Genomic DNA, 12,479 nt, shown 5'->3' on the forward strand with positions numbered 1-12,479 from the left:
TATAAAGTAGCTTCTTTAAGACCCTCATATTTTGCATATAATACACTATCTAAAAGATATTTGCTTTGCTTACTTTTTAAAATATCATGATTTGTATATAAAAGTTGTATTAAAACTGTCAATGAATTATAGTTACTTTGAGAATATAATCCATTTACTAATCTTTGATTATCTATAAAAAATTTATTATTATTTACTATTAGATTATTATTTTTGATACTTTTTTCTTTTTCTTGTTCTAAAGATAGTAAAAAAAGTGATTTTAAATCTATTCTATTTTCTATATCTTGAGCAAAAAGTTTTGAAAAAAGAGTAAACATAAAAAAAAATAAAATAAGTTTTATTTTCATTTAAAACCTTATATTTGTATGTTTTGTCTTTATATTATAAACAAAACTTTATAAAGTTAAACTAAAAAGAATTTATAAAGTTTAATTAATATAAAATTCAAGCAAGGGAAGGCAATTTTTACTAAGGAAAAAGAATGTTAAAAAAAATAACAATTGGCTGTGTTGGTGTATTATTGAGTGTAAATACAGCTTTTGCAAAAAAAGATACAATTCATGAGGGAAAAGTTTTAGAATTTAAAGATGCGGGTAGCTACACATATGTAAAAATCCAAGATAAAGATAAAAACTACTGGGCAGCAGTTCCAGCTACAAAACTAATAGTTGGTGAGACTATTAAAGTTAGTGAACAAATGTGGATGAAAAACTTTAAAAGTACTGCATTAAATAGAACATTTGACAAAGTAATGTTTGCAGAGATGCCAAATGCAAAAAAAGCAATTCATGGAACAAATAATGTACATGGAATTCACGGACAAATGACAAATGGTAAAAAACCTAATCCAAAATTTGATGAAATTGTAATATCAAAAGACAAAGCAATCAAAACAACAATTGCAAAACTTTTTGAGAAAAAAGATGCCTTTAAAAATAAAAATGTACAAATCCAAGGTGAAGTAGTACAAGTATCAAATAAAGTACTTGGAAATACATGGGTTAAAATCAAAGGTACAAATGACTCTATAATCTTTAGATCTCCAAACGCAGATGAAAAAGTAAAAATAGGTGATAAAGTAGAAGTTATAGGGACAATTAACACAGATGTTGATTATGGCTATGGTTTTAAATACCAAATAATAGGTGTAAATGCAAAGTTTACAAAACTTTAAGATTTAAGCTAGATACTAAACAATCAAAATAGCTAGAATAACTCTAGCTATTTTTTTATCTTGGATATGAGCAGTTGTTTATATCAAGGCAAATACCATTGATATATTCTGGACAATCTGTTGCTAACCAAACAATTGCTTTTGCTACTTCTTCTGGCTGGGCAAATCTGCCTGTGGCAACTGTCTTTTTAAACTCTTTTTTTCTATCTTCTGAATTATCTTTTTGCATATCTGTTTCTGTTGGACTTGGAGCTACACAATTTACAGTAATACCATGTGCACCTAAAAGTTTTCCATAGATTTTTGTAGCATTTATAAGTCCAGCTTTTGCAATACCATACCAAACATCAGGATGCCCTACTTGTCCAGCAATTGAAGCTGTATTTACTATTCTTCCATATTTTTGCTTTTTCATATGCTCACAAAATAGATTCATAAGTTCAATAGGAGCATATAAATCCACATTCATAATAGCATTTCTTGCTTCAACAGGATAGTTGTCATATGTATATTTAGGTTGCATATAACCTGCATTGTTTATCAAAATATCAATATCACCAAGCTCTTTTGCAAGTGCTGGTAAATCTTCAAGCTTTGATAAATCAAACTCAACAGCAGTTACATCTTTTACCCCAACTAAAGGACAAGTTTCAAACTCCCTTGCAAGCATAATAACCTCATGTCCTAGCTCTAACATAGCTCTTGAAACAGCTAAACCAATACCTTTATTTCCACCAGTTATCAAAACTCTTTTTTTATTCATAGTTTTCTCCCTACTTTTATAAATAAAGTATATAAGCCACTTGGTTTCAAAACTCTTAAAAAATATTGTTATTTATAAAATTAAATTGCAAATAATCAAAAGGCTTTAACCTTTTGATTATTTATTTTCGTTTTCTTCTAGTAGGTGTTCGTATCTTTTGTCAGTTAGTAGTTTCATAAAAGCTACAAGTGCTTCTACTTTTCTATCTATTAGTTTGTTTGCTTTAAGATCTTCAAGTGAGATTGTTTCTTCTACTTCTGGATCTTGCCATGGTTTACCAGTTTCTGGGTTTATTTTTCTATCTTTATTGTTGTATTTATCATAAAACTCTACAACTGTTCTTAGGTCTTTAAATACACCATTGTGCATATATGGTCCTGTAACTGCCACATTTCTTAGTGTTGGAACTTTATATTTACCTTTTTGTTTTTCATCTGTTACAGCTGGGTTATTTAAAAGTCCATTATCTATTGCAGTTGTTCCATTTTTGGCTCTTAATTCATGGTTTATTGGTGTTCCTATATTGTGATACTCATAGTTTGTAAAAGTTTCACCTTTTTTATCTTCACCTTTTAGTACATGACAATTTGCACAAGAGTTATTGTTGTTTGAGAAGAATATTGAACGCCCTAAATCTTCTAATACTGTTAAGTCATATTCACCTTTTAAATATCTATCATATTTTGAGTCAAAAGGTGCAAACTCTTTAGTCATCTCAAAAGCTTCAATAAGCTCAGTCATAGCAAAAAATGCTTTTTCATTTGACTTGAAGATATCTTCACCATAGATTTCTTTAAATCTTTGTATATAATACTCATTTTCTTTAAGTCTATTTACAACAGCTTCTTTACTTGGCATTCCCATTTCTACTGGGTTTAATGGTGGTCCACCTGCTTGTCCAGCTAGTGTTCCTTCTCTTCCATCCCAAAATTGTCCACCTTTATATTTTTTATTTTTTTTGTCATAGTGAAATACTGGTGAAAACATAGCATATGATGCTGTTGGAGCTTGTCTATCTCCAAGTGATTTATTGTCATCTCCAAGTGATGCCATCTTTCCTACACCATTATCTCTATCATCAGCAAATCCTCTTTCTGGATTGTGACATGTTGCACAATTTTGAGTTCTATTTTTAGATAAATTTTTATCAAAAAATAGAATTTTACCTAATTGTTCTTTTTCTAGTTGTAGTTTTGCCAATTCTTTTTTTGACATAGTAGGTGTTTGATTACATCCTGCTATTATCAATGCAATCAAAGAAAAACCAATCATTTTTAGATATCTCATATCTTTTTCCTTTGTAGTAAAGTTAAAAAAGGTGTATAAATAAGCTTCAATAAAGAATCATAATCGCCCATTTGTTCCTTTCTTAGTCCAAATTTTATATTTTTTACCTCATTTGATAAGGTAAGGGTATTAAATACCCTATCCCATATAGCCAAATATCCACCATAGTTTCTATCCAAATGTTTTGTACTATGGTGTATTTGATGCATATATGGAGAAATTAGCCATTTTTCACACCATGAAAAATATTTAAATTTCACATGTGAATGTCTAAGGTTTGAGCCAAGTAGTGAAAACACAAATACAAATACATTTACTCCAAAAATATCATATACACTAAGCATTGCTCCAAAAAAGTAAATAAACACTCCTGTAACAAGCCCTATGCTTATTGAGTATCTAAATCCAAAAAGTATATTTTCAATAGGATGTACCCTATAAAAAGTCAAAGGATTCAAGACCTTTGCACTATGATGCACCTTATGAAAGTGCCATAAAAATGGAATTGTATGTAAAAACCTATGTATCCAGTATCTTGTAAAGTCACTTACTGTAAAAAGTGTGATTGTGTACAAAATCATAATAGTTTCATAAGAAAATGAGTTTGTAAAAAAATATCCAAATTGTTCACTCATAGTATAATTAACTTCTAAAGCTATTGTTTTTGCACTTATAACCACAGGATAAATCATAAATAGTTTAATAAAGTAAGAAACTAAAAAATAACTATAATCAAGTCTTGCACTTGGGTGCCACCAAAGTTTTGAAGAAAATAGTATTTTAGAATTACTATCTTTTTTCAAATAAATATATATAAATGTAATTACTAAAGAACTTAGCAAAAATCCCCAATATATTCTTTTGTTTGGGTTGATAAAATACTCAAGTGCAAAAAAGTCCACTAGTCACCATCCGCATCTAAGATTTTTGCAGTTACAGACAACTCTTCAATAAGTGATAGATAATAAGTATTGTGAAATTTGCTTAAAGCTTCAAATAGTGCTTTTGCATTTGTAAAATCATCTTTTTTTAGTTTTGCTAACTCTTTGTATGATTCATCTAATACTTTTCTTACTTCTAATACTTGTTTTTTTGCTCCACCATCAATAGCCATAGTTGCATAGTTTTTATACTTTTGTTCACCTATAATTTGATTGTGTGCATCTAAGATTGCTTTAATTGCTGCAAAACTTTGCTTTGATAAATAGTACTCACCTCTTTTATTATCTGGATTGTCTTTATATTTTCTTGAGTATCCAGCTGGGTCACCAACTCTCCACTCTTTTAATTTATAAGTAGAATCAATCAAGATATTAATAATAGCTGCATTTCCCCATTTTTCATCTCTTTCTTCACCTTTTAAAAAGTTTGAATAAACATTTTTAATATCATTTAAGTGTGAACTTATTGCTTCAAACATTACATCTAAAAGCTCTTTATCTCTTTTTGATAAAGTTTCATCTTTAAAAAGCATATATTCAACTGCATTGATACTTTTTGTAGAGTTTCTAAATAACTCTATTTTTGCATCATCTGTTGATTTAATAGCTCTATTTAATTGAACAGTAATATCTTCATTTCCATAGTGGAAAATATCCACATATCTTGGAGTATCAATATAGTCTTCATTGATAGTTCCAGCTAAATAAACTGCTTGTACTTTTTTCCATGATTTTACAAGTTTTTTAAAATCATCTTTGCTATAACTCTTTTTTAAATTGTTTAAATCTTCTATTGCATTATTTACATTTGGTAGTGATATATTTTTTACTATATTTGTCAATGTATTTGAAAATGCAAAAGAGATTACAAATGCCAATAATAAAACGATTTTTCTCATTATAATTTTCCTAAAAATTTAATTAATTCTTCTCTTTTTTCTTTTGGTAGGTTCATATATGTTTGTTTAACTTTAGAAGCCTCACCACCATGCCATAAAATAGCTTCTTGAAATGTTCTTGCTCTTCCATCATGTAAAAGTCTTGGCTTTTCACCATTGATTTTTTCATGCAGTGCCAATCCCCAAAGTAAAGGTGTTCTAAACTCACTTCCTGTTGCTTCAAACTCAACTCTTCCATCAGCTAACTCTTCACCCATATCATGAAGTAAAAAATCAGAGTATGGTCTAATTGTTCCAATTTTTGTTTCAAAACTGGTAATATGACAAGAAGCACATCCAACTTTTTTAAATAGTTTTAATCCTTTTTTAAACTCTTCATCTTCTTTTGGTTTATAAACCCTTAGATTTGATAAATAAAACTCAACCGCATCTAGTCTATTTTGAGGAACATCAAACTCATATCTCATATCTTTTGGTGCTTCATTACACTTTTTTTGTGTTTTTGTACAATTTTCTTGTGGATAAAAAGGCGTTGTAAGCCCCATATCATTGTGCATTGCACCAGCAACTTGTTCCACAACTGTTGCAGCACTTGCTTTCCAAGTATATCTTCCTAACTCAATCTTGTTTGTTTTAGGAGAATATACTTTATTTGCTTTTCCTGAAATACCATCACTATTTTTATCATCAATATCTTCATTTGCTAAAATTGCTTCATCTGATATTAGTTCAATTAAGCCCATTCCCATAAGTGTTGGAGCAAGTCTAAAAGATATAGCTGCATCTTTATGAAGTTTTCCATAATTTAAATCTTCTAAAAGATAAGTAGGTTTTAGTAATGTTTCAACTTCTTTATCAGGAAAAGTAACTTTTACTTCTTCAAACTTTAAATTAGGTCTTCCCTCAAACATTACACCATGCACACCATTTATTGATAATTGAGCCCCATAATTTGGCTCAGGAACAAAACCATTTTTATGCATATACTCTTTATGCTCTTTAGTATTATTTGAAGGAATTGAAAGTCTTACTACTAAAGCTCTTGAAAGATTAGTACTATTTTTTTTATATAAAGTTCCTCGTCCATTTGCAGGATGACATGAGATACATGTATTTGCATTATATAAAGGTCCAAGTCCATCTCTTGCAGTTGTTGCACTTGGTGACTCAACCCAAGGAATTCTAAAAAAACTTTTCCCTAAGATATATTGATCATACTGTTTATTATTTAAACCTTTTATTGGTTTAAATATACTATTTTTACTCAATTTTTCAGTGTAAATATCAGAAGCATTATTAACGGCAAAAAGCCCTGTAGCAAATATTGCTACAAGACTTTTTAATAATACTACTTTTTTTACAGAAAAATTAAAGTTTTGTTTCTTCTGGATCTGTAACATCATCATTTGATAATTCAATACCATTTGCTTTAGCTACATTAACCATCTCATCACCAAGTTTTCTTAGTTGATTTTTAAGTTTTACTATAACTTTTGCTTGTGGGTCACTTGGTCTAATTTGATAATCAAAGTGTCTTGAAGTTTTTGCTATTGCATCTATGTTTGCAATTTTATCTTCAATTGAAGCCATAAGATTTAAAATTCTATCTTTTGTTTCATTATCTAACATATTAATTGGTGCTTTTCCATATGACATTCCATTATATGTTCCCATTAATACATTTTTGAAACCTTTATAGTTTGCAACAATATCTCTGTGTGTATTATCAGAGAAGCAAGAGTGTTCATCTTCTTCACTTGGAGTTAATACAGCAACTGCAATTCTTTCATTTGCAAGTTCTGATTTAACAAATACACCCATACCAGCAAAGATTTGTCTTAATGCAGTTTTTTCATCAATATTTTTAGATGCATTTTCACCTTTTAGTTTTCCTAAAAGTGCAGCTTGATATAAACCTGTATTTCCATTTATCTCTTTTTTCCAAGCAGAAGTTACAGTTTGTAAATCAGAAACAATTTTTTTACTAGTAGCTTTTAAATAATCAAGTCTTCTTTTAGCATCTTTATCAGATGTAAAGTCACTTAAAGGTCTTTGCCCAGCTACTAATGCACCATTTGTAATTGAATCTTTTATAAAGTTAGAGTAATCTTGGTCTTGTCCCCATAATAAAAACTCAATAGCATGGTAACCTGTACTTACATTTGCTTCTCCACCATTTTCATTAAGTGCAGTTAATGCATCTACAGTAATATCTTTTACATTTACAACTGTACTTTCTTCACCACCTGGATTAAATTCACCCTTTGTATCAATAATATTTCCAGATGTTCTTTTATTATTTGCATCTGTTGTATAATCAATCATATTTTCATCAAGAGGCCAAGCATTGATTTGTCCTTCTAAGGCACCATAAGCTTCTGCTACCCAACCCTCTTCTGCATCAATTGGACCATTTGAAAGTCTAAAGATTTCAGTTTGACCATATGATTCTCTTGATTTTAACCAAGCTGCTTTTGCAATATCGAGATTTACTTGTGTTGGGTTATTTGCAAAATCATTTATTGCTTTATCTAATTGTTTTGCATCTTTTAAGGCATCATTATAATTAGCTAAAGCAATATCTGAATAAGAATTCAATAACTCTTGAGCAGTTACTTGATTATTGCTTGTGTTAACTTGTGAAGTTGCACAACCTGTAAGTGCAAGTGTAGCAGCAAGTGAAAGAGAAGCTACAAGAACTTTTGTTTTTGTAAATGTCATTTATGTTTCCTTTTTTAATTTTAATATTTATTATCAATATGAAATTAAAACAAAATGTAGTTTAAGAGTAACTTAAAAGTGACAATGATTATCAAAATAGAATAAGGTATGTATAAAAGTACTGTTTTCAAAGAAATAATAAAATAGAGGAAGACTCTATTTTATTATAATTATTCATTTCCAAAGAATTTTCTAAATCCTTCGATTATCTCTTGAGTAGTTTTTTTACCTTGTTTTTCTCCTAACTTTTCAGTTAGTTTTTCTTCAAGTTTTTTAGAGTGTTTTTTTATAATTTTTTCACTCTCTTTTTTTAATTTTAGTTTTAAAAGATTTGTTGTATCTACCGAAACTTTTGGACTTTTTAAATCTCCTGTTATAAAAGTATCAAACTCAACCCCTTTTAATTGAGTTTTTACTAATGCATCAACTGTTGATTTATCTAAATCAATTTCACTTTTTGTTACATTTATTTGTGTTAAATCACTACTCATATCAATAGTTGAATTAATTAATTTTTCATTAATAGTACTTTTAACATCAATACTTTCATAAACTTCTCTTGTGATGTCAAATTTTGCAAATGTATTTATTAATTTTGAGAACTCATTTGGTAAGAACTGTCCATTTGAAAGAGTTGCTACTAAATCACCTTGTTGCTTTTTGATATTATATATTAAATTTGCATTTGCTTTAGATGTGAAAAAATCAGGATAGTACATCATATGATTTAATTTTTGAATATCTATATTTTTAATATCAGCTTTTAAATCATCATTTAATAATGTAAAATTTAAACTTCCATCTAAAAGCATTGAAGCCCCTGAGACTTTCATTAGTGTAGCTGTTTTTTCAATATCACCATCTATATTTATTGATCCTCTCATTTTTGTTTGTGTTAGATCATATAAATTTATCAAATCAGGAATACTTAGTAAATAATCACTATTTATATTCATATTTGTCAAATCAACAACTGCTTTTTTTACTAGTAAGTTTGCCATTGAAGTAAAAAAGTCTATTTTCGAAACTGCTTTATTTGGCTCTAGATTTGTAACAATATCACCTTTAAATGTTAAAGGAACCATCAAGTTTTGATTAAAAGCTTTATTTACTACTTCATTGTTTACTTCACCACTTGTAATTACTGTTGAAATAATTCCATCAAGACTTGTAATGTTTGGATTATTTATTTTACCATCAATACTTATTAATCCATTTGCATATAAAGGTTGATTTAAAGTATATAAAATATCTTTGATTTTAGCATTGGTAATCAAAAACTTTATATCACTTGGTTTAAAATCTTTAAGCTTTATATCATAAGATGTACTACTATCAAAAATATTACTTATCCCATTAACTTTAGTTAGTTTTTCATCACCAACTACTGTTCCTTTTGTATAAAAGCTACCTTTTAACTTCTGTTTTGTAAACTTTTCAAGTTTTGATAAATCTTTTATATTTACCTCATAATTTAAATCAACTCGTTTTTGTAATAGCGCCAAATCACCAATCACATCAATTTCTGAATTTTCATCAATTGTTGCAACAAATTTAATTTTACTAGTTGTTAAACTAAACTCTTTTACTTTAAAAACTGCATTGATATTTTCATTTGCACTTTTTTGTATATATGAAGATACTAAAGAGTTACCTGTTGGAGTAAATAAAAGCCCATATAAAAGACCTAGAAAGATTAATAAAGATGCTAAGAAAAAAAGAAAAACTCTTTTCATGTAAGTCCTTTGTTTTTTTAAGACAGATTATACTGCAATTTTAAAAAAAATCAAATTAGTAATATGCTTTGTTACATTTTGTAATTTTATAATCTTTTTACATACTAACTAAAGAAAATTTAATAAACTCTCATGTATAATCTTGTCACTCAAAGTGATAAGTAGGGAAATCTAGGCATTTATGTTTAGGTTGCTTTAGTTATTCTAAGGTTACGCTATCCGAACAGACTTTGAAAATAAAAAATAATAAGGAATATAGAATGAAAAAAATCGTTCTTTTAATGCTAGCTATTGCTGGTGCTGCATTCGCTGCTGATGGTGCAGTTGCAAACGAAACTTTAAAAGCTTACTCTGTAGTAGCTGCTGGGATTGGACTTGGTCTTGCTGCATTAGGTGGTGCTATTGGTATGGGTAACACTGCTGCTGCAACAATTGCTGGTACTGCTAGAAACCCAGGTTTAGGTGGAAAATTAATGACTACAATGTTCATTGCATTAGCGATGATCGAAGCACAAGTTATTTATGCATTAGTAATTGCTATGATTGCTTTATATGCAAACCCATTCTTAGGGTAATTTATAAAACTACAGATTTTATAAATATACAAAAGGGTCAAGACACTATATGTGTTTTGACCCTTTTTTTTAATTCTAACAAAATTAAAACACCTATATAATGACACTTTAAACAGTAACTCATAAAAAAATTATTTTAACAATTTTTTTCAAAATTTATATAGTTTTTATACAAAATGATACTATTTTACAACTTTTTTTAGCTAAGATTACAGTATAGTTAAAAAAAGACAAAAGGAAGTGTCATGAAAACAAATAGTATAAAAACAAAACTTCTATTACTGATATTAGTAAGTGTGTCATTTTCATTTATTGCTCTTGGGATATTTAGTTCAACAAATGAATACAATGCTCAGTATAATACAATCAAACAAAAAGAGTTAGACTTAGCAAAAGAAAGCTCAAGATATATAAATAGTTTCTTACAATCAAAAGTTGATATTGTAGAAGCAGTAGCTGAAGAGATTGATAAAGATAGTTTAGATATTACAAATAAAAAACTAGTTGAAAAATTACTATTGGGTAAAAAATCAGGTAATTTTGTAGATTTATATATAGGTTTACAAAGTACAGGAGATTTGATTTTATCTGATGGAAAAGTTTTAAATAAAGAAAAAGACAACTATGATGCAAGAGTTAGACCATGGTATAAAGATGCAATACAGAAAAAAACTTCTGGTGTTTCTAAACCATATGTTGATGTAAGCACTAAAAAACTTGTTGTTACAGTTTATACACCATATATAAGAGATGGTGAAGTTCTTGGTGTAGTTGGTTCTGATATATTTATTGATACTATTGTTGATACAATATTAACAGTAGAGTTAAAAGAGACTGGATTTGCTTATTTAGTTGATGAAGATGGAAATATTCTTATTCATAAAAATAAAGACATACTAAAAAAAGAGAGTACAGTTTTTAAACAAATAAAAACATCAAATACTTTAGACTTTGGAGAAGCAACTCTTGGAAGTGAAGAGTTACTAGCTGCTTATAATACAGTTGATTTAACTAAATGGCATTTGATGGTTCAGTTAAATAAAGCTGAAATATATGAAGAGATTTTTGCAAGTGTTATAAAAGAAGTAATTTTATATATTGTTCTTCTTATTGTAATACTATCAATATTACTATTTAGCTTAATAAAACTTCTTGCACCAATAAAAACTTTAGAAGAGGGATTAAACTTTTTCTTTAAATACTTAAAAGGTGAAGAAGACGAGATTAAAGAGTTAAATATTCAAACAAAAGATGAGTTTGGAAATATGGCAAATGTTATTGATAAAGAGATGAAACATGTAGCAGCAAGCTTTGAAGAAGATAAACTGCTAATTGATGAAGTTAAAGATGTAGTAAATCATATCAATAATGGAAAACTTGATGTATTAGTAAATAAATCTACATCAAATAAATCATTAAATGAGTTAAAAGATATTTTAAATGAGATGATAAAAACTATTAATGAGAATGTAAATAGTGATATCAATCCAATTTTAAATGTTCTTGAAGAGTATTCAAATCTAAACTTTGTAAATATGATAGAAAATCCTGATGGAAAAGTTTCTAAAGGGCTAAATAATTTATGTGAAATCATAAATGAGATGTTAAGAGAGAATAAATTAAATGGTATCAACTTAGAACAAAGTTCAAATACTTTATTACACAATGTTGATATATTAAATAAAGCTTCAAATGATACAGCAGTTTCACTTGAAGAAACAGCAGCAGCCGTTGAAGAGATCACAAGTACAATTATCAACAATACAAATAGAATTAGTGATATGTCAAGACACTCAGAAGAGTTGACACAATCAATTCAAGAAGGTAATAAACTTGCAAGTTCTACTGCTAAATCAATGGAAGAAATAAATGAGCAAACAAATGCAATCGCTGAAGCAATTACAGTAATTGACCAAATTGCATTCCAAACAAATATTCTTTCACTAAATGCAGCAGTTGAAGCAGCAACAGCTGGTGAAGCTGGAAAAGGCTTTGCAGTAGTTGCAGCTGAAGTTAGAAACCTTGCAAGTAGAAGTGCAGAAGCAGCTAATCAAATTAAATCAATAGTTGAAAATGCGACTTTAAAAGCAAATGAGGGTAAAGTAATTGCAGGGGATATGATAAAAGGATATAACTCATTGAATGAAAATATATCAAAAACAACAGAAGCAATTACTGATATTTCTGATGCATCAAGAGAGCAAAAAACAAGCATTGAACAAATCAATGATGTAATTACTAGACTTGATCAACAAACACAAAGTAATGCATCTGTTGCTAGTCAAACACATGATATAGCAACAAATACATCAAGTGTAGCTAAAGAGATACTAAACACAGTAAATCAAAAGAAATTTAGAGATTCATAAAGAGTAAAAAC

The 12,479-nt window shown here is 28.4% G+C and carries 11 protein-coding genes; 3 read left to right on the forward strand and 8 right to left on the reverse strand.

The window, feature by feature from the left end; translation table 11 throughout:
* Positions 1–350 (reverse strand): hypothetical protein (locus ACTCCZ_RS10285; RefSeq protein WP_463187312.1); only part of this gene is annotated, 350 nt, incomplete at its 3' end.
* A gap of 134 nt (positions 351–484) precedes the next feature.
* Between ACTCCZ_RS10285 and ACTCCZ_RS10290 the strand changes: the two genes are divergently transcribed.
* On the forward strand, positions 485–1,177 hold the full coding sequence (locus ACTCCZ_RS10290) for a single stranded DNA-binding domain-containing protein (RefSeq protein ID WP_079579829.1): 693 nt from the start codon (positions 485–487) through the stop codon (positions 1,175–1,177).
* Between the two features lie 55 nt (positions 1,178–1,232).
* Here ACTCCZ_RS10290 and ACTCCZ_RS10295 read toward each other — a convergent pair whose 3' ends face one another.
* The 7 genes from ACTCCZ_RS10295 to ACTCCZ_RS10325 form a co-directional block, all read right to left on the reverse strand.
* The gene (locus ACTCCZ_RS10295) at positions 1,233–1,940 is read right to left on the reverse strand and encodes an SDR family NAD(P)-dependent oxidoreductase (protein WP_079579828.1); all 708 of its coding nucleotides are present in this window, start codon (positions 1,938–1,940) and stop codon (positions 1,233–1,235) included.
* 117 nt (positions 1,941–2,057) lie between these two features.
* The gene (locus ACTCCZ_RS10300) at positions 2,058–3,227 is read right to left on the reverse strand and encodes a cytochrome-c peroxidase (protein WP_079579827.1); all 1,170 of its coding nucleotides are present in this window, start codon (positions 3,225–3,227) and stop codon (positions 2,058–2,060) included.
* Positions 3,224–4,129: a sterol desaturase family protein gene (locus ACTCCZ_RS10305; RefSeq protein ID WP_079579826.1), complete on the reverse strand. Its 906-nt coding sequence runs from the start codon at positions 4,127–4,129 to the stop codon at positions 3,224–3,226. Before ACTCCZ_RS10305 ends, ACTCCZ_RS10300 begins: the two co-directional genes overlap by 4 nt.
* Positions 4,129–5,067, reverse strand: coding sequence for an imelysin family protein (locus ACTCCZ_RS10310; protein WP_079579825.1), 939 nt, complete (start codon positions 5,065–5,067; stop codon positions 4,129–4,131). The genes ACTCCZ_RS10305 and ACTCCZ_RS10310 overlap by 1 nt, the downstream gene beginning before the upstream one ends.
* Positions 5,067–6,485 (reverse strand): di-heme oxidoreductase family protein, encoded by a 1,419-nt coding sequence (locus ACTCCZ_RS10315; RefSeq protein ID WP_228145339.1) that lies wholly within the window; start codon positions 6,483–6,485, stop codon positions 5,067–5,069. The genes ACTCCZ_RS10310 and ACTCCZ_RS10315 overlap by 1 nt, the downstream gene beginning before the upstream one ends.
* On the reverse strand, positions 6,436–7,788 hold the full coding sequence (locus tag ACTCCZ_RS10320; protein WP_079579824.1) for an imelysin family protein: 1,353 nt from the start codon (positions 7,786–7,788) through the stop codon (positions 6,436–6,438). The genes ACTCCZ_RS10315 and ACTCCZ_RS10320 overlap by 50 nt, the downstream gene beginning before the upstream one ends.
* 170 nt (positions 7,789–7,958) lie before the next feature.
* Positions 7,959–9,524 carry a hypothetical protein gene (locus ACTCCZ_RS10325; protein WP_079579823.1) on the reverse strand — a complete coding sequence of 522 codons (1,566 nt, stop codon included), beginning with the start codon at positions 9,522–9,524 and terminating at the stop codon, positions 7,959–7,961.
* A 260-nt stretch (positions 9,525–9,784) separates the two neighbouring features.
* On the opposite strand from ACTCCZ_RS10325, the gene ACTCCZ_RS10330 reads away from it, so the two are divergent.
* Both ACTCCZ_RS10330 and ACTCCZ_RS10335 read left to right on the forward strand, forming a co-directional pair.
* Positions 9,785–10,099 carry a F0F1 ATP synthase subunit C gene (locus ACTCCZ_RS10330; protein WP_079579822.1) on the forward strand — a complete coding sequence of 105 codons (315 nt, stop codon included), beginning with the start codon at positions 9,785–9,787 and terminating at the stop codon, positions 10,097–10,099.
* Between the two features lie 245 nt (positions 10,100–10,344).
* Positions 10,345–12,468: a methyl-accepting chemotaxis protein gene (locus ACTCCZ_RS10335; protein ID WP_079579821.1), complete on the forward strand. Its 2,124-nt coding sequence runs from the start codon at positions 10,345–10,347 to the stop codon at positions 12,466–12,468.
* Positions 12,469–12,479 lie beyond the last annotated feature (11 nt).

The organism is Malaciobacter sp. (genome assembly GCF_055140965.1).